Annotated in this window: 15 protein-coding genes; 6 read left to right on the plus strand and 9 right to left on the minus strand. The window is 64.1% G+C overall.

The window, feature by feature from the left end:
• Positions 1-6: 6 nt before the first annotated feature.
• On the minus strand, positions 7-435 hold the full coding sequence (locus NKH90_RS12540) for a DUF6481 family protein (RefSeq protein ID WP_023718183.1): 429 nt from the start codon (positions 433-435) through the stop codon (positions 7-9).
• A gap of 226 nt (positions 436-661) precedes the next feature.
• On the opposite strand from NKH90_RS12540, the gene NKH90_RS12545 reads away from it, so the two are divergent.
• From NKH90_RS12545 to NKH90_RS12555, 3 genes are all read left to right on the plus strand, one after another.
• On the plus strand, positions 662-1,723 hold the full coding sequence (locus NKH90_RS12545) for an LLM class flavin-dependent oxidoreductase (RefSeq protein WP_352819602.1): 1,062 nt from the start codon (positions 662-664) through the stop codon (positions 1,721-1,723).
• A gap of 133 nt (positions 1,724-1,856) precedes the next feature.
• Positions 1,857-3,017 (plus strand): AI-2E family transporter, encoded by a 1,161-nt coding sequence (locus NKH90_RS12550; RefSeq protein WP_352819604.1) that lies wholly within the window; start codon positions 1,857-1,859, stop codon positions 3,015-3,017.
• 156 nt (positions 3,018-3,173) lie between these two features.
• Positions 3,174-4,175 (plus strand): LLM class flavin-dependent oxidoreductase, encoded by a 1,002-nt coding sequence (locus NKH90_RS12555; RefSeq protein ID WP_352814003.1) that lies wholly within the window; start codon positions 3,174-3,176, stop codon positions 4,173-4,175.
• Between the two features lie 156 nt (positions 4,176-4,331).
• Here the strand turns inward: NKH90_RS12555 and NKH90_RS12560 are convergent, their stop codons facing one another.
• The gene (locus NKH90_RS12560; RefSeq protein ID WP_352814004.1) at positions 4,332-4,955 is read right to left on the minus strand and encodes a L,D-transpeptidase; all 624 of its coding nucleotides are present in this window, start codon (positions 4,953-4,955) and stop codon (positions 4,332-4,334) included.
• Positions 4,956-5,209: 254 nt separating this feature from the next.
• Positions 5,210-6,229, minus strand: coding sequence for a LacI family DNA-binding transcriptional regulator (locus NKH90_RS12565; RefSeq protein WP_254815864.1), 1,020 nt, complete (start codon positions 6,227-6,229; stop codon positions 5,210-5,212).
• 217 nt (positions 6,230-6,446) lie between these two features.
• Here NKH90_RS12565 and NKH90_RS12570 point away from each other — a divergent pair, with 217 nt between their 5' ends.
• The 3 genes from NKH90_RS12570 to NKH90_RS12580 are packed head-to-tail and all read left to right on the plus strand — an operon-like array spanning position 6,447 to position 10,302.
• Positions 6,447-8,030: a sugar ABC transporter ATP-binding protein gene (locus NKH90_RS12570; protein WP_352472367.1), complete on the plus strand. Its 1,584-nt coding sequence runs from the start codon at positions 6,447-6,449 to the stop codon at positions 8,028-8,030.
• A complete protein-coding gene (locus NKH90_RS12575) occupies positions 8,027-9,340 on the plus strand; it encodes an ABC transporter permease (protein ID WP_352455946.1) in 1,314 nt (437 codons plus the stop codon). The genes NKH90_RS12570 and NKH90_RS12575 overlap by 4 nt, the downstream gene beginning before the upstream one ends.
• Entirely contained in the window at positions 9,337-10,302 is a 966-nt protein-coding gene (locus tag NKH90_RS12580; protein ID WP_254815861.1) for a substrate-binding domain-containing protein, read from the plus strand. Before NKH90_RS12575 ends, NKH90_RS12580 begins: the two co-directional genes overlap by 4 nt.
• A 68-nt stretch (positions 10,303-10,370) precedes the next feature.
• Here the strand turns inward: NKH90_RS12580 and NKH90_RS12585 are convergent, their stop codons facing one another.
• Genes NKH90_RS12585 through NKH90_RS12610 form a run of 6 tightly spaced genes read right to left on the minus strand, consistent with a single transcriptional unit; the run spans position 10,371 to position 17,435 of the window.
• Complete coding sequence (locus NKH90_RS12585; RefSeq protein WP_352472397.1) at positions 10,371-10,832, minus strand: MarR family winged helix-turn-helix transcriptional regulator; 462 nt, start codon at positions 10,830-10,832, stop codon at positions 10,371-10,373.
• On the minus strand, positions 10,829-11,413 hold the full coding sequence (locus tag NKH90_RS12590; RefSeq protein WP_352568537.1) for an amino acid synthesis family protein: 585 nt from the start codon (positions 11,411-11,413) through the stop codon (positions 10,829-10,831). Before NKH90_RS12590 ends, NKH90_RS12585 begins: the two co-directional genes overlap by 4 nt.
• Entirely contained in the window at positions 11,406-12,281 is an 876-nt protein-coding gene (locus NKH90_RS12595) for a UPF0280 family protein (protein ID WP_352691414.1), read from the minus strand. Before NKH90_RS12595 ends, NKH90_RS12590 begins: the two co-directional genes overlap by 8 nt.
• On the minus strand, positions 12,278-13,822 hold the full coding sequence (locus tag NKH90_RS12600) for a 6-hydroxynicotinate reductase (protein WP_352819608.1): 1,545 nt from the start codon (positions 13,820-13,822) through the stop codon (positions 12,278-12,280). Before NKH90_RS12600 ends, NKH90_RS12595 begins: the two co-directional genes overlap by 4 nt.
• A complete protein-coding gene (locus NKH90_RS12605; protein ID WP_352819610.1) occupies positions 13,819-16,575 on the minus strand; it encodes a molybdopterin-dependent oxidoreductase in 2,757 nt (918 codons plus the stop codon). The genes NKH90_RS12600 and NKH90_RS12605 overlap by 4 nt, the downstream gene beginning before the upstream one ends.
• Entirely contained in the window at positions 16,575-17,435 is an 861-nt protein-coding gene (locus NKH90_RS12610) for an FAD binding domain-containing protein (RefSeq protein ID WP_352539932.1), read from the minus strand. Before NKH90_RS12610 ends, NKH90_RS12605 begins: the two co-directional genes overlap by 1 nt.
• Between the last annotated feature and the right edge of the window lie 175 nt (positions 17,436-17,610).

Raw genomic sequence — 17,610 nt, forward strand, 5'->3', positions numbered from 1 at the left:
AAAGCGCTATCGCGCGGAGAAGCCGGGCGGCGTCCTGCCGGTGCGCTGCTTGCGCGCGGCATAGCGCGCATCACGCTTGGCCTTGCGTTCGGCCTCGTCGGCAAGAAAACGGGCGATGCGCTCGTTCTCTTCAGCTTCCCGGATCTTCGCTTCGGCCTGTGCGGCTTCTTCCGCGGCGATGCGTGCCGCTTCGGCAGCTGCCTCGCGCTCGGCCTTTTCGGCCGCTTCGCGCGCCAGCTTTTCCTGCTTCAGCCTGGCCTTTTCGGCCTCGCGTATAGCGCGGGCCTCGAGGATCGCCTTGCGCTCGGCCTGTCGTGCCAGCACCGCTGGATCATCTGCCGCCGGCTTTGCCTTGAAGCGCTCCAGAAGCGCCTTCTTTGCCTCGTTTGCGGCATTGCGCCGCTCGAAAACGTCTTTTTCCCTATAGATAGCCAAGTCCACTTCCCTGAAGTCAATTTGCGACGCTTACATACGCGTGAAAACCGAGAGTTCAAGCGCCAAAACGGTATGCCAGCCATGAAATTCTGATCTGTTGCAGCCGGGAGACGCCATTTCGATTGAATTCGGCTGAAAGGCACCCGCACTGTTCACCATCCAGGCATCTGGCGCGGCGGCGGACTGATCGCTACCTGTAGCGCAGGACAAACGCTGGGATGACACTATGGAACTCGGTCTCTACACCTTCGCCGACGTCAGCCCGGAACCAGGTCCCGGTGCGATCGGTGCGCATGAGCGGTTGCGCAATTTGATCGAGGAGATCGAGCTCGCCGACCAGGTCGGGCTGGACGTCTTTGGTCTCGGCGAGCACCACCGTCCCGACTATGCTGCCTCGGCTCCGGCGGTGGCGCTGGCGGCGGCGGCCGAACGGACCAAGCGCATAAGGCTGACCAGCGCTGTCACCGTGCTGTCCTCCGACGATCCGGTGCGCGTTTTCCAGCAGTTTGCCACCCTCGATCTTCTGTCCGGCGGCCGTGCCGAGATCATGGCCGGGCGCGGCTCGTTCATCGAATCCTTTCCGCTGTTCGGCTACAATCTCGAAGATTATGACGAGCTCTTCGCCGAGAAGCTCGACCTGCTGCTCGCCATCCGCGATCATGTCAAGGTGACCTGGTCGGGCAGTCTGCGCGCTCCGATCAATGATCGTGGCGTCTATCCCCGGCCCTTGCAGGACAAATTGCCGATCTGGATCGCCGTCGGTGGAACACCGCAATCCGTCGCCCGCGCGGGCGTGCTCGGGTTGCCGCTAGCACTGGCGATCATCGGTGGCGAGCCGGCGCGGTTCGCACCACTGTTCGAGATCTACAGGGCTGCCGCCAGGCGCGCCGGCAACGACCCGGCAAGTCTTGCCACCAGTCTCAACGTGCACGGCTTCATTGCCGACAGCACGGACCAGGCAGCCGACGATTTTTACGGGCCGCAGGCCGAGGTGATGAACCGCATCGGCCGCGAGCGCGGCTGGGGGCCGACATCGCGGGCGCATTTCGACCAATCGCGCGGTCCAAACGGCGCGCTGTTCGTCGGCAATCCAGAACAGGTGGCCGAGAAGATCGTTGCCCAGCACAGGATATTCGGCAACGACCGCTTCCTGCTGCAAATGGCGATCGGCACCATGCCGCACGCCAAGGTGATGAAGGCCATCGAACTCTACGGCACCAAAGTGGCGCCGATCGTGCGCCGGGAAACTGCGAAGGCCGTTCCCGCCGTGGCGGCGCCGGTTGCCTGATTCCCAGTCACCTGATTCACCGGCAAGGCCGCGAGGCGGCCTGGCCGGTGACGCCGGCTAACGGAACCTTGAAGCGACAGAGGCGTTTTCGCCAACGGTCTGCACCAATCGCGGTGTGCCGCCGAGGGTCAGAATGAAAGCCGAACCCGACGCTTCGGGCGCAAGCGCTGCCGAAAGCCCGGATCCGCGCGTCGAGGCGCGGGCGGATGCGCATCTGATGCGTTCGCTGCTCGTCGGCATCTTCATCCTCATGGCGATCTACGCGCTTTACTTCGCCCGCGCCTTCTTCATGCCGGTCATTCTGGCTTTCCTGCTGGCGCTGACGCTGACGCCGATCGTTCGCTTCCTGCGCAAGCATGGCATGCCCGATGTCATTTCGGCGACACTGCTGGTGCTGCTTTCGTTCTGCCTCGTCGCCGTCGCGGGATATCTGCTCAGCGGCCCGGTCATCGATCTCATCAACAACACCTCGACGATCGGCCAGCAGCTTACCGAACGTCTGGCACAACTGCGCCGTCCGTTCGAAAGGATCGTGGAGGTTTCGCGTCAGATCGAGGGCCTGACGCAGACATCCCAGGAGCCGGGCGTTCAGAGGGTGGCGATGGCGCCATCCGGTATTCTCTCGCAGGCCGCCGGCAATGTGCTGTCGGCCGGCGCCAGCGTCACCATCGTCTTCGTCCTGTCGCTGTTCCTGCTCGCCTCCGGCACGATGTTCTATGAAAAGATCGTCCAATCCTTCCCCAGTCTCAGCGAAAAGAAGCGGGCGCTGCGCGTCGTCTACGACGTCGAACGTGAAATCTCGCACTATCTGCTTACCGTCACGATCATCAATACATGTCTCGGCGTGGTCATCGGGCTCGGCCTGTGGGCGCTCGGCGTGCCAAACGCGCAGGTCTGGGGCGCGGCAGCGGCTCTGCTCAATTTCCTGCCCTATATCGGAGCGTTAATCACCATCACGCTGGTCACGATCATTGCGCTGATAAGCTTCGACACGATTTCCTACGCGCTGCTGGCGCCGGCCTTCGTCGTTCTATGCTACATCGTCGAAGGCCAGTTCGTGACGCCGACGGTGGTCGGCCGCCGTCTCGAAATCAACGCAGTGGCGATCCTCATCGCTATCGCCTTCTGGTCGTGGCTATGGGGTTTTGTCGGCGCGCTGCTGGCGGTGCCGCTGCTGGTCGTCATCAAGGTGTTCTGCGATCATTTCGACGGTCTCAGCCATGTCGGCAATTTCCTGGCGGCGCAACACACGGCAGCGATCGAGGACGAAGAGATTTCCGAGGTGAACAAGTAGCGGCTTAAAGGGTCAAAAGCGTCCCCCCGATGGTGCAGATCACGACCTTGCATCGGTCGCACGTCCGTTGTGCCCTCAGCGCTCCATCAACATTTTGAATTTGCCGCCTCGGCAACGGCTTCCTACATCCCTTCGGCCCACAGGAAACCCGCGCCGATGACCGTTCTTTCCGTTCTCGACCTGTCGCCGATCGTCGAAGGCAGCAACGCTTCACAGTCACTCGCCAATTCGCTCGATCTCGCCCGTCATGCCGAGCGGCTGGGTTACCGGCGCTATTGGCTGGCAGAGCACCACAATATGCCGGGCATCGCCAGCGCTGCCACCTCGGTGGTCATTGCCCATGTGGCCGGCGGCACCGATACGATACGCGTCGGCGCCGGCGGCGTCATGCTGCCCAATCATTCCCCGCTGGTCATCGCCGAGCAGTTCGGTACGCTCAACGCTCTGCATCCTGGCCGCATCGATCTCGGCCTCGGCCGGGCGCCCGGCACCGACATGGCCACGGCACGGGCGCTGCGCCGTAACCTCGACGCTGGCGCCGACAATTTCCCGCAGGACGTCGTCGAGCTGATGGGTTACTTGCAGCCGGCCGAAGACGGCCAACGCATCCGCGCGGTGCCCGGCGAAGGCGAAAAGGTGCCGATCTGGATTCTCGGTTCCAGCCTCTACGGCGCGCAGCTTGCCGCCATGCTCGGCCTGCCCTACGCTTTCGCTTCGCATTTTGCGCCGGCCGAGCTCGACCATGCTCTGGAGATCTACCGCTCGCGTTTCCAGCCTTCGGAGCAGCTCGACAAGCCTTATGTGATGCTCGGCCTCAACGTCTTCGCCGCTCCTTCCGATGCCGAGGCGCGGCTGCTGTTCACCTCGCTGCAGCAGGCCTTCGTCAATCTGCGCACCGGCCGGCCCGGCCGATTGCCGCCGCCGGTCGAAGGATATGAGCGCGACCTCGATCCAATGGCCAAGACCATGCTCGGCCAAGCGCTTTCCTGCGCCGTCGTCGGCTCTCCCGAAACAGTCAGGCAAGGCATCGAGGCGTTTGTGCGCCGGACAGGCGCCGACGAGTTGATGGTCACAGCGCAGATTTTCGACCATGCGGCGCGGGTGCGCTCGTTCGAGATCCTGGCCGACGCCCACAAATCGCTGTCGGAAGCTGCCTGAGAGTTGGTTCGCCACTTGCCACTGTTGCGGGCAAGGCCGGCCTTAGGCAGGGAACATCGCGAACAGGTGTGCGAAAACATAGCGAACATTTCGCGCGTTTTGCGCGGAGGTTTTCGATCCGTCATGCTCGTCCGTTAGCGGGAAACGCGGCGTCCACTAAATAACGATCACCTTGGTGCCGATTGTGGCGCGGTCATAGAGATCGATGATGTCCTGGTTCATGAGGCGAATGCAGCCCGCCGACACAGCTTTGCCGATGGACCACCATTCAGGGCTACCGTGCAGGCGATATCCAGTGTCACCTTTCTCGTTAAAAAGATAGAGCGCCCGCGCCCCGAGCGGGTTCATGAGTCCGCCCTCCATATGGGCCGGTATGATGCGGCCTCGCTTCTGCTCGCGCACGATCATCGCAGACGGCGCGCTCCAATCCGGCCATTCGCGCTTCCTCGCAACGTGAGCAGTGCCATGCCACTCGAAGCCCGCCTTGCCGACGCCGATGCCGTAGCGCAGCGCCTGACCGTCTCCCAACACGTAGTAGAGGAACTTCGCTCCTGTATCGACAATGATGGTGCCCGGCGCCTCGTCAGTCGCATAAGGTACTGTCTGCCGATGGAACTTTTGGTCAACCTTGTAGATCGGAACCGGCGGAACGCGAAAACCGGCGTCGGTGAGGCCGCCATAGGCCTGGGGAAAGGTCTGTAACGCTCCGCCGGTGGTGCAGCCGGAGAATGCGGCCATCCCAGCAAGTACCAGCCCGATTAGGATCGATTTCACGCGCATGACTCAAGCCGGCGCCCGTGTGAACGATCTGTCGCATCTCGTCATATTCCTAATCCGACATGCTTCGATTGCCAAGATTTTCCTGACTGTCGGCTGGCTGATTGTTGGCCACTTGGCCCGATCGGCGCCGCGTCCTTCAATTGCTCGGTTTTTGAACGACGACCCCCCGTAGTGGCTGCGCAGACCCGGGGTCGGCAGGACAGAGGGAGCGCTGTCCGTCCGGCATTGCAAAGTTTCTGAACAGAGCCCACGCGCTACGCGCTGACGCTCTGCGCAGTCGCACCTAGCGGACGGCATGAATTGCGGATCATCAAGCGTCCCTTGAGCGTCAGCTTGCGCGGCGGCGCATCCCTGTTTCCGGCGAGCCGGTCGAGCAGCAGATTGGCCGCCTGTTCGCCGATCGCCTGCACGGGCTGTGCGACCGTGGTCAATTGCGGCCGGAACACATCCGACCACGGAAAATCGTCGAAGCAAGCGACGGAAATATCCTCCGGACAGGACAGGCCGATATCGCGAATGGCCTTCATGGTGCCGATCACCATCGGGTTGTTGGCCGAAAAGATGGCGCTCGGCCGGTCGTGCAGCGAAAGCAGCTGCATGGTGGCGTTGTAGCCATCGACTTCGTGGAAGTTGCCGAAGCGGACGAGCTCGGGTTCGGCCGGCAGGCCGGCGGCCTGGAGGGCCTCGCGGTATCCCGCCATGCGGTCATGCATCGGCGAGATATCGAACGAGCCGGAGATGTAGCCGATGCGCCGATGGCCGAGATCGATCAGATAAGTGATGGCGTCGAACACCGCGCGCTGATTGTCGAGAACGACGGCATCGGTGTCGACACCCTGGCAAACACGGTCGAGCAGCACGACCGGCACATTGGCGTCGTCGACAATCCGTTTGAGGATCGCGCCGTCACCGACACGCGCGACGATCAGTCCGTCGACCATGCGGTCGAGCAGCAGCCTGATCTGGTCGTCCTGCGTGTTCAGGTGCTCGTCGGTGCAGCACAGCATGACGGCGTAGCCGGCCCTGTCGAAAGCCTGCTGGATGACCGAAACCACGTCGGTAAAGAACGGATTGGTGATGTGTGGGACGGTGAGCCCGATGGTGCGTGTGGTGCCCATCTTGAGGCTGCGGGCGATAGCGTTGCGCTTATAACCGATGTCGCGGATCGCCTGTTCGATCCGCTGGCTGAGCTCGGGGCTGACGGTCGCGGTGCCATTGATCAGCGCCGATACGGTGGCCACGGAAACACGCGCGGCCTCGGCCACATGAAGCATAGTCGGGGCAGTGAATTTGCGCTGCTTTTTTCGTCCTGACGCTGTCATTTTCGAAACGTTTCACCACTCCACGGTAGCAATACGTACGGAATCTTATGATTTTGCGCAAGAATTGAAATGGAACAATCTCAGGCTCCAGATATTGCCTTGACATGATCGAAACGTTTAGATTAGCGTTTGAGGTGTTCGGTGACGACGGAGGGAGGCCGTCCTTATCATGCAGCACGGCAATTCCATCCCTGCGCAAGGCGTTGTGGCGGACGGCTCGGCGATCGTGCTGAGCGCCGAGCACATCTCCAAGTCCTTCGGCGGTATCGCCGCGCTTGTCGATGTCGGCTTCGAACTGCGGCGCGGCGAGGTCCATGCGCTGATGGGCGAGAACGGCGCCGGCAAGTCGACGCTGATGAAGATCCTGTCCGGCGTCTATACGGACTATAACGGAACGGTCAGTATCGATGGCCATCCGGTGCGCTTTGCCGGCGTCCGCGAAGCCGAGCGCGCCGGCATCGCCATCATCCACCAGGAGCTGAACCTCGTTCCCGAACTTAGCGTCGCCGACAATATCTTTCTCGGCCGCGAGAAGCTGATCGCCGGGCTGATCGTCGACCGCAAGGCGAGCAGCCGCGCTGCCGGCGCGCTCTTGCAAAGGCTCGGCATCGAGCTCGACCCGGATGCGCGCGTCGGTGCCTTGCGCGTCGGCGAACAGCAGCTGGTCGAGATCGCCAAGGCGCTGTCGATGTCGGCGCGCATTCTGATCATGGACGAGCCGACCTCGGCGCTTTCGCCGGCCGAATGCCAGCGGCTGTTCCGCATCATCCGCCAGCTCGCCGACAGCGGCGTGGCGATCGTCTACATTTCGCACCGCATCGACGAGGTCATGCATCTGGCCAGCCGCGTCACCGTGTTTCGCGATGGACGCCACGTCCTGACGCGGGTGATGGACAAGCTCGACGAAGACGCCATAATTTCGGCGATGGTCGGGCGAAACCTGCTTGCTTCCTCCCAGGAGCACCGCATCCCCGGTGGCAACACGGTCCTGTCCGTAAGCGAGCTGTCGTTGTCGAAGCCCAATCGCCATGGTTGGCGCACCGTGCTCGACGGCGTCAGCTTCGATCTTGCCGCAGGAGAAATCCTCGGTATCGGCGGGCTGCTGGGCTCGGGCCGTACCGAAATCCTGGAAACCATCTTCGGGTCCAGCGGCGGACGTGCCGGCGGTGAGATCAGGCTCGATGGCGAGGCAGTAGAAATCCGTTCGCCGCGCGATGCGCGCCGGCTCGGCATCGCCCTGGTCACGGAAGACCGCAAGACGCAAGGCCTGCATCTCGAGGCCTCGATCACCGACAATGTCGCGCTGCCGCTGGTCGGCGCGCTGGCGCGGTTCGGCGTGCGCTCGCTGGCCGGTGAGCAAGGGCTGGCACGGGACGCCGTCAAGGCGCTCGGCATTCGCTGCGAGACCGTCGAGCAGCCGGCCGGCACGCTGTCCGGCGGCAACCAGCAGAAGGTCGTCATCGGCAAATGGCTAGCGACGAGGCCGCGGGTGCTGCTGCTCGACGAGCCGACACGCGGCATCGATGTCGGTGCCAAGCGGGAAATCTACGATCTCATCTTCAAGCTGGCGCGAGACGGGCTGGCGATCGCCGTCATCAGCTCGGAATTGCCGGAGCTGCTGCATCTTTCCGACCGTATCCTGGTCATGGCCGACGGCCGCCAGACGGGAATCCTGTCCCGCGCGCAAGCCAGCGAGGAGGCCATCATGCGGCTTGCGGCGCCGCGACGGACGATGACGAGGCCTGCCGCATGAGCATTTTGCATATCCTGTCCCGGACGAAGCTCTATTGGGGCCTGATCGCCATCTTCCTGATCGGCGTGCTCGGCTCGCCGATCAGCTCCAAGGGCAACAACATCTTCCTGTCCTACGGCAACCTGCTCGATGTGCTGCGCCAGGTGTCGACCACCGGGCTGATTGCCACCGGCATGACTGCGGTGATCATCACCGGCGGTATCGACCTTTCCGTCGGCTCGCTGATGGCTATCTGCACGGTCGTCTGTGCCATGCTGCTGACGGTCCCCGGCGTGACGCCGGCGGTGGTGCTGGGGGTGCCGACAGTTGCCCTGGCAGCCCTTTGCCTCGGCATTCTCGTCACTCGTTTCATCCTGCTGAACATCGAAAAATCCCGCGCCGGCGCGCAGGCCACGCACGACATCAGGTTGGACAGCGTTCGCGGGCTGGTGACGCCCGGCATTGTCGGGGTGATCCTGTGCAGTCTGGTGCTGTGGTTCCTGCTGCCGCAGGTGGGCTCAAAATTCGGCGTGCTCGGCGTGCTGCTGGTGGCGCCTTGCGTCGGCCTGCTGTTCGGCGCGCTCAACGGCTTCATCATCGTCGCCGGGCGGCTGCAGCCCTTCATCGTGACGCTGGCGATGATGGTCACTGCGCTCGGCATCGCCCGGCTGACAGCCGGCCAGAACAATGCGGTGCTGCCGGTCTACACCGGCTCGAATGCCACCGCCGATTTCGAAATGCTGCGCTCGCTGGTATTCGGCGTGATCCCGATGCCGGGCCTGTTCTTCCTCGGCGCCATCCTGATCTACGGCGCCGTGCTGCGCTTCACGCCGTTTGGCCGCTATGTCTATGCGATCGGCGGCAATGAGGAGGCGGCGCGACTGTCGGGCATCGCCGCCGGCCGCGTCAAGATTGCCACCTATGCCGTGTCAGGGCTGCTGGCCGGCATCGCGGCGGTGCTCTATGTCGCGCAATACCGGCAAGGCAAGCCTGATGCCGGCGCCGGGCTGGAGCTCGACGCGATCGCCGCCGTGGTCATCGGCGGCACCAGCCTGATGGGCGGACGCGGCAGCCTCACCGGGACGTTCTGCGGCGTGCTGATCTTCGGGCTGCTCTCCAACATCCTGCAGCTGCACAACATCAATTCGAACCTTCAGCTGGTGCTGAAGGGGATGATCATCATCGGTACCGTGCTCGTACAGGAGCGCAATGCCGGTGATCTTCTCTTCTATCTGCGACTGCCCGGCGGGCAAGCGCACAAGGAAACGGCCGCGGCAAAGCGGCCGTCGCAAGAGACCGCGTCTCTGAATATTGGAGGAAACAAGAAATGAAACGACGTGAATTGTTGAAGCTCGCCGGGCTGACAGCGGCACTCCTGACCACGACCGCCATGCTTGCCGGCGGCGCCCATGCGCAGGACAAGAAGTGGAAGATCGGCTTCTCGCAGGTGACGACCATCGAACCCTGGCGCGCCCAGTTCAACAAGGACATCCTGGCCGAAGCGGCCAAGCATCCGGAAGTCGAGCTGATCATCACCGACGGCGAGGACAAGACCGAGAAGCAGGTCGCCGATGTCGAAAACCTTATCCGTCAGGAGGTCGATGCGCTCTTGGTATCACCGAAAGAATCCGCCGGCCTGACCGGTGTCGTGCAGCAGGCGATCGATGCCAAGATCCCGGTCTTCGTGCTCGACCGCAACGTCGAAACCAACGACTACACGCAGTTCGTCGGCGGCGACAACAAGCTGATCGGCCGGGCTGCCGGTGAATATGCCGTCGAGCTGCTTGGCGGCAAGGGCAAGGCCGCCGGCAACGTCGTCGAGATCTGGGGCGGCATGGGCACCCAGCCGGCACACGACCGCCATGACGGCTTCCATGAATTCACCGACAAGGAGCCGGGCATAAAATACCTGCTCGACCAGCAGTCGGGCGACTGGAAGCAGGACCAGGCCTACAACATCATGGCGACGGCGTTGCGCAACAACGAGAAAATCGATCTTGTCTACGGCCACAATGATCCGATGGCCTATGGCGCCTATCTTGCCGCCAAGGACGTCGGACGTGAGAAGGACATCAAGTTCATCGGCATCGACGGCCTGCCCAATGAAGGCGTGCAGCTGGTCGCCAATGGCGAGCTGACGGCGACGTTCACTTATGTGACGCCGGGCGCCGAAGGGCTGCGGCAGGCGATCAAGTTCCTGAACGGGGAGAAGGTGGAAAAGACCATCACCCTGCCGACGCAGAAGATCACCAAGGAAAATGCCGCCCAGATCCTGAAGGACAACGGCCTCTGAGACGAGGCTTTCCTGCCGGGCGTTCAGCGCCCGGCAGGAACAACAACCAAACGCCGGCAGGCAGCGGATTAAGCCAGCTTGGCAAGCAGCTTCATGAAAATGGCCGCTTCCTTGGCGGAAAGCGGCGCCAGCGTTTCCTGCGTAATCTCACGGGCAAGCGGGATCAGCCGCTCGATCGCGTCGCGCCCCTCGGCGGTCAGATTGACCAGCAGGCGCCGTTTGTCGACTTCGTGTTTGCTAAGTTCGACAAAGCCACGCGCTTTCAGCCGGTCGATGACGCCCTTCACAGTCGCCGCATCCATGGCGATCAGGCTGCCAAGCTGGTTCTGCGAGGTCTCGCCGACGTCGCGCAATTTGGCCAAAGCGGCAAATTGCGGCGGCGTCAGATCGGCGATGTGTGCGGCGAAGATCGAGACATGGCGCTGATGCGCCTTGCGCAGGATGAAGCCGACCTGCTCCTGCAAGCGATAGTCGTTTTCGTCAGGCTCCTCGGCCTCGACCAGCTTGAGCCGATTGTCCTCGGCGCTCACCGCAGCCCATCCCATGCCTTAATGTCCTTGGCCGCCAGCCCACCCATGCGGTCGTGCACGCGCGGGCCGCAGGTCATGGCGAGGCAAAACAGGATCTCGTCGGGACGGGGGCCATCGCTGATGCCGATTTCCATGGCATCGAAATGGCTGCGCACATAGGCGGCGTTGATGTGGCCGAGCGGCACATCGAGCCGCGCGCCGAAGCCGCCGACCTTCTTTGCCGAGGGCACGATCGCCTTGGCGTCGCCGAGCCGTTCGCGCATGGCATAGCCGCCCGGCACATGCCACAGCGCGCCATGCTCCAGCTCGCCCGCCATGCCGACGATGGCGCCCTTGCCGTAACCGTCGATCTGTTTGACGTCGCCGCCCAATGCGGCAACAAGCCTGTCGGAGAGCAACAGCCCGAGCGGCTTCAAATCCTCCATGGCGCTCTGCAGTTCCTCGACGTAACGGCCGGCGAACGGGTTCTTGACCACGGCCATGGCCGCCGCGCGGCGCCGCGGCACCTTCGCCACCGGCCCGCCCTCGTGAAATATCTCTTCGGTCAGCACGGCGATCTTGCGGATCGGAAACTCAGGCATGAGCAATTTCCCTCTCTAAAACCTTATTGGCGAGCGCCATCGGACCTGCGATGCGTGCCTGACCGCCGAGGAAAAGCGCCGCGGCGGCAATCAGGCCGCGCCGCCGAAACTCCTCGGCAACGGTAAATCCACCTTCCAGTGCCATATCGATTTCAGCGGCGGAAAGCGGCCCCACGCCCTGCGTCACCAAACGGTCGCCGAGATCGCTGTCAGGTGCGAGATCGCGCGCCCGTACGCGCCTAACGGCCGGATGACCGGGCAGGTCGACGGCGTTGGCGATCAAGGTCGCGGCGGCATCGGCTTCAGCACCCGTTCGCGCCAGCACCGTGACCGCGTCGGCGATGCCCAGCGAAAAGGAGCGGCCGCGCCAGCCGCTTGTCGCGACACCGCGGATCCCGTCTTCGGGGCGGATCGTGAGACGATCTGCCAACCCATGACCTGTCCCGGCAATGGCAAGCGTCATCGACTGCCCGTGGCCGAGATAGATCGCGCTGTCGCCGCCATTGTTGACATAGGCGCGCTCGAGCCGGCGGCCGGCAAGCAGCGCGCCAAGCACTTCGTCGGCTACCGAGCCGGCGACGGCCGCCATCGGCGTGATGAATTGTTTCGCTAGCGGAACGACCGCCGCTTCCATGCGGCGCGCCGTCGGGCCAGCGAAAGCACGTGGCCGCGAGGCGGCCGGGCGCCGCAGTTCGGGCAACTCTTCGACCAGTTCGGGCAGGATTGTCTGGAAGCGCGCCACTGCCTGGCGATATGCGGCGCTGCATTCACTCGCCTCGCCGAATGCCTCGACGATCAGGTCGATCGGCCCATGATTGAGGTGAAGCCTCCGGCCGTCCTCGAGCCAATGCGCCTGCGGGCCGTTCATCGCCCGGCCCCGTTTGCGGCCGCGCGACGCAACTGCGCCAGCGGCGGCCAGGGATTGTCACGGGGTGCGGCCGTGCCGCGGCGCGGATTGAGATATTCGCCGCCCTTGGCCAGGATATCGTCGACGCTGCGGATTTCGCCTTCGTAGCCGCCAAGCCTGACATAATCGTCGCGGCGCATGGTGAACTCGATCGGCGCCACCAGCGCCGGCGTCGGCACATAGCCGAAGGCGCCTTCCGGGACGCGGGTGACGTCGACCATCAGCGTGATGCCGCCGCCCGGCCAGACATAGACCGGCGCGCCGCCGACCGTCACGTAGGTCGTCAAGCCCTGCACCGAGCGGGTCAGATTGACCGGGTTCTCGGTGACGCCGGCGCGCAGCGAGCCGCCGGCGCCGCCGACGAAAAGCACGGTGCAGAGCGCCGGCTCGCAATTGTCCTCGATCAGTTCGACCGACTTCCGCAGCCGCTCCGGGAACGGTTTCTGGACCGGCTTCAGTTCGTCGTCGAGCTCGTAATAGGCGAATTGCTCGCCGGTGGTCGAGACCATCAGCAGCGACATGCCGGGGCGCGCACCCTTTTTGGCGTTCCATTCACCAAGGATCGACAGCGGGTCGGAAATGCTGGTGCCGCCCCAGCCGAGGCCGGGCTCCGACACCTTGAAATAACGGCCCGGCGTCGAACGGCGGCCGATGATCTTGATGCCGGTATCCTGCCAGCCAAGCACCTTGCCGGCCTGATGCTCGGAGACGACGCCGGTGATGTGGTCATCGACCACCACCACCTCGTCGACAAGGCCACGCCATTGGGTCGCGAACATGCCTATGGTAGCCGAACCGCAGCCGACGCGCATGCGCTGCTCGAGCTTGCCGTCGATGACCGGCGGCTTGCCGGCTTCGACGATGACGGTGGCGCCGCCGTCGATGACGAGTTCAACCGGTTTGCGGTTGCACAGGGCGAGCATGGCGTCGCAGGTGGTGCGCCCTTCAGCCTTCGAGCCGCCGGTCAGATGATGTACGCCGCCCAGCGACAGCATCTGCGAGCCGTATTCGCCGGTCGTGACATGGCCGATCGCCTCGCCTTGGGCACGGACCGTAGCCGTTTCGGGGCCGATATGACGGTCGGTGTCGATCTTCACCTTGACGCCGCAATAGGAGAAGATGCCCTCGGTGACGACGGTGACCAGATCGACGCCCTCGACCTCCTGGCTGACGATGAAGGGCGCCGGCTTGTAATCGGGATAGGTGGTGCCGGCGCCGATGGCGGTGACGAAGCGGCGGCCGGTGTTGACCAGTTCGCCGTCCCATGCCTCGCCTTCTTCGGCAAAGGGTACGATTGCGGCGCCGGTCTCGGCCGCGTGGTCGAGGATGGTCAGTGGATCCATCCGCACGATCCTGCCGCCAACATTGCCGTAGCGATCGCAGGCGCCGGTGCGGCCATCGGCGATGTAGCACATGACTGGACAGGCATCGCAGCGGATCTTCTCGGCCACCAGCTTCTCGCCGGGATCGTGGGTCTCGAAGCGTTCGGCAAGCTCGCTCATCGGGGCGCCTCCTTGTCGAGGATGGCGGCGCGGATGCGGGTCGGCGTCGCCGGAATTTTGGTGACCAGCACACCGGTGGCGTGGCGGATGGCGTTGAGGATCGCCGGCGCCGTCGGGATCAGCACATGCTCGCCCAAACCCTTGGCGCCGAAGGGTCCTTCCGGATCCGGAACTTCTATCAGGATGGTCTCGATCGGTGGCACGTCGCCGATCGTCGGGATCAGATAGTCGTGCAGGTTTTCGGTGCGGCCGGGGATGAATTCCTCCATCAGCGCCATGCCGATGCCCTGGGCGATGCCACCCTCGATCTGGCCCTCTGCCAGTAAAGGGTTGATGGCCTTGCCGACATCGTGAGCGGCGGTGATTTTTATAACCTTCACGGTGCCGAGCCTGAGGTCGACCTCCAGTTCGGCGATCTGCGCGCCATAGCCATAGACGGCATAAGGCTTGCCCTGGCCCTTGGCATCGAGCGGCAGCGTCGGCGGGTCGTAGCTTTCCTCGGCGCGAAAGACAAAGCCTTCGGGGTCTGCCTTCAGCGAGGAAAGATCGACGCGGCGGGTCGCTTCGCCTTCCCTGATGCTCAGGCTTGTGCCGTCCAGCGCAATCGCCGCCTTTTCCGAGACATTGGCGAAACGCAAGATCTCCTCGCGCAAGGCGCGGCCGGCCTTTTCGGCGGCCTTGCCGGTGACGAAGGTCTGGCGCGAGGCCGAGGTCTTGCCGGCGTCGGGGGTGATCGCCGTGTCGGCGCCTTTCAGCATGAATTTTTCGAGCGGAAGACCCAACGCATCGGCGCAGATCTGCGCGATGACAGTGTTCGAGCCTTGCCCGATATCGACCGCACCCTGATGCAGGACGACTTCGCCCGATACCAAGATGCCGACCTTGATGGTCGACGGATTGGGCAGCGAGGTGTTGCCGCAGCCGTACCAGCAAGAGGCGACGCCGACGCCGCGTTTTCTTTCGCTGCTGCTACGGGCGTTGAACGCGTCGGCGTCAGTTAGGGCACGCTGCCAATGTGAACGGAGGGCCTCGAGGCAGTCGGCGATGCCGACGCCCGACTCGAGCCGCTGCCCGGTGACTGTTTCGGATCCGTTCCGAAGGCAGTTCTTCAGGCGAAAGGCGAGCCGATCCATGCCGAGCTCGTCGGCCAGCTCGTCATAGAGGGTCTCCTGCATGATCGTCGCCTGCGGCACGCCGAAACCGCGAAAGGCGCCGGCAATCGGGCCATTGGTGTGGATGGCGCGGCCTTCGGCACGATAGTTCGGCGTCGCATAGGGGCCGGAGGCGTGCACCGGCACGCGGTTGGCGACCGTCGGCCCCCAGCTGGCATAGGCGCCGGTGTTGAAATCGCCGGCGAAGACCATGCCGGTGACGCGGCCGTCGGCATCGGCGCCGATGCTCGCTCTCATCAGAGCCGGATGGCGCTTGGTGGTCGAGATCATCGATTCGGTGCGGCTGTAGGCGAGCGCCGCCGGCCGGCCGGTTTTCATGGCGACGAGGCCGATGAGCGGTTGCAACGAGACGTCGAGTTTGGAGCCGAAGCCGCCGCCGGTGGCGGTCGGCACGATGCGCACCTTTTCCGGGGCAAGGCCGAGCACTTTTGCCGTGTCGTCACGGTCCATATAGGGTGCCTGCGTGCAGGCGACGACGACCAGCGTGTCGCCGTCCATGAAGGCATAGCCGGCTTCCGGTTCGATATAGGCGTGCTCGACATAGGAGGTGTCGATGGCGCCGGAAACGACGATAGCCGCACCGGCAAGCGCGGCTTCCGGGTCGCCACGCTCGACGAAGCCGGAGGTGAGCAGGTTCGAGGGCCGGTTTTCATGGACCAGTTGCGCACCGCCGGCCTGCGCTTCGCCAGTTTCCAGAAAATGCGGCAACTCGGTCCAACTGACAGGAAAATCGGCAAGGTCGAGATCGAGGATAGCCTCGCGTTCGCCGGCAACCAGCGCCACCGCCTCACCGCGAAAGCGCGAAACCCCTTCGGCCAGCGCCGGCTGGTCGGCGAAGGGCGCGATGACGCCGAAACAATTCTTTCCCGGAATGTCGGCGGCGGTGAAGACGCCGGCAATGCCGGGACGGGATTTCACCCAGCTGCCGAGATCGCCGAAGCTGAAGGCGGCATGATAGTGCGGTGAGCGGACCACCAGCACCGACAGCGCATCGGCGGGGAAGGAATCGCCGCCGAATTTTTCGCCGCCAGTGACTTTCGGTAGGCCATCGAGGCGGATCGGCGAGGAGCCGACGGCATGGCCAGAGGATGGCATGCGCTGATCGGGGCCGTCGGCGTGGCGCCAAGCATCCATCACCGCGGCGACGATCTTGCGGTAGCCGGTACAGCGGCAGAGCACGCCGCCCAGTGCATCCTGCGTTTCGGCCTCGCTCGGGCAAGGCGTCCTGTCCAGGAGTGCCGTTGCCGCGACCAGCAGGCCGGGCGTGCAGGCGCCGCATTGCGCTGCGCCATGGCTGAGGAACGAAGCCTGCAGCGCCGACAACCGGCCATTGGCGAGGCCTTCGACGGTCGTCACCACGGTGCCGGAGGCGGAAGCCGCGGGCATCAGGCAGGCGCAGACCGGCTCGCCGTCGACCAGCACCGTGCAGGCGCCGCAATCGCCGGCATCACAGCCGATCTTGGTGCCGGTCAGCCGCAACTCGTCGCGCAGCACCGCGGACAGCCGCCGCACCGGCGGCACACAAACGCTGACGGCGGCGCCGTTGACTTCGAAGGCGATGTCGGCGCGCTCCATGCCCATCAGGCCGCCGCCCTTTCGTCGGGAACAGCGCCCATCGCACCAAGCACGGCGCGGGCGACGATCTCGCGCGCAGCGTCCAGTCGATATTCGGCGCTGCCGCGCACGTCGCCGATCGGCGACAGCTCGTCCATCGGTGCGGATTGGATCGCAGTGGCCAGCGCGTGGCCGACGGGCCGGCCGCGTAGCGCCGCCTCGACACCCGCCAGGCGCCTGGCGACAACCGAGCAGGAACCGACGGCGACGGCCGCGTTCCTGACCATACCATCTTCGACGGCCAGGCGTGCGGCGGCCATGGCGATGGAGATGACGAGATAACGCCGCGCGCCGAGTTTCACGAAGGCGGAGCTGCCGGCGGTCGCGGGTTTGGGAATGCGGATTGCCGTGACCATTTCGCCGGGCTGCAGTGCGGTGCGACGGTTGCCGAGGATGAATTCTGCAAGGGGCAGATGCCGGGTCGCCACAGCGGAACGCAGTTCGACTTCGGCATCGAGCACCAGCAGCGCCGGCACGCCGTCGGCGGCCGGCGAGGCGTTGCAGAGATTGCCGGCAATCGAGGCAACGTTCTGGATCTGCACCGAGCCGACTTCCCGCGCCGCCTGCTTCAGCGCGTCGAAAGCCGCCGGCAGAGGATGGCGGACGAGATCGGTCCAGGTGGTGCGCGCGCCGACGAGCCAATGGTTTTCGGCTTCGGCAATGCCGCGCAATGCCACCAGGCCATTGATATCGAGGACATTGTCGCGGAAAGGCTTGCTGCCCTGTGCCGGATAGAAGTCGGTGCCGCCGGCGAGGATGCGCCATTGCCCTTCGCCCAGCAAAGCGAGGGCGTCGTCGACCGTGGTGGGTTTTGCGTAACGGATCACGCTTTGCCTTCCCAGAATGGGCTTCCCGAGAGGGGATCCTGCCGAAAGATTTTCCCGAGCATTCAAGGCAGGAAATTCATTCGTATGCAAATGATATCAAGCCGGCAGGAATTGTCAAAGCCAGAGTTTGCACGGCTGTTGGGCGCGGTGCACCCGGAACGCATTTGTTATGCCA

It is taken from the genome of Mesorhizobium sp. M0898 (assembly GCF_040319695.1).
Taxonomy (GTDB): domain Bacteria; phylum Pseudomonadota; class Alphaproteobacteria; order Rhizobiales; family Rhizobiaceae; genus Mesorhizobium.

Excerpts from the sequence above, each read along its gene's own strand:
- NKH90_RS12545 (WP_352819602.1), top strand. The coding sequence starts at position 662 with ATGGAACTCGGTCTCTACACCTTCGCCGACGTCAGCCCGGAACCAGGT.
- NKH90_RS12550 (WP_352819604.1), top strand. The coding sequence starts at position 1,857 with ATGAAAGCCGAACCCGACGCTTCGGGCGCAAGCGCTGCCGAAAGCCCG.
- NKH90_RS12555 (WP_352814003.1), top strand. The coding sequence starts at position 3,174 with ATGACCGTTCTTTCCGTTCTCGACCTGTCGCCGATCGTCGAAGGCAGC.
- NKH90_RS12560 (WP_352814004.1), bottom strand. The coding sequence starts at position 4,955 with ATGCGCGTGAAATCGATCCTAATCGGGCTGGTACTTGCTGGGATGGCC.
- NKH90_RS12565 (WP_254815864.1), bottom strand. The coding sequence starts at position 6,229 with ATGCTTCATGTGGCCGAGGCCGCGCGTGTTTCCGTGGCCACCGTATCG.
- NKH90_RS12570 (WP_352472367.1), top strand. The coding sequence starts at position 6,447 with ATGCAGCACGGCAATTCCATCCCTGCGCAAGGCGTTGTGGCGGACGGC.
- NKH90_RS12575 (WP_352455946.1), top strand. The coding sequence starts at position 8,027 with ATGAGCATTTTGCATATCCTGTCCCGGACGAAGCTCTATTGGGGCCTG.
- NKH90_RS12580 (WP_254815861.1), top strand. The coding sequence starts at position 9,337 with ATGAAACGACGTGAATTGTTGAAGCTCGCCGGGCTGACAGCGGCACTC.
- NKH90_RS12590 (WP_352568537.1), bottom strand. The coding sequence starts at position 11,413 with ATGCCTGAGTTTCCGATCCGCAAGATCGCCGTGCTGACCGAAGAGATA.
- NKH90_RS12595 (WP_352691414.1), bottom strand. The coding sequence starts at position 12,281 with ATGAACGGCCCGCAGGCGCATTGGCTCGAGGACGGCCGGAGGCTTCAC.
- NKH90_RS12600 (WP_352819608.1), bottom strand. The coding sequence starts at position 13,822 with ATGAGCGAGCTTGCCGAACGCTTCGAGACCCACGATCCCGGCGAGAAG.
- NKH90_RS12605 (WP_352819610.1), bottom strand. The coding sequence starts at position 16,575 with ATGGGCATGGAGCGCGCCGACATCGCCTTCGAAGTCAACGGCGCCGCC.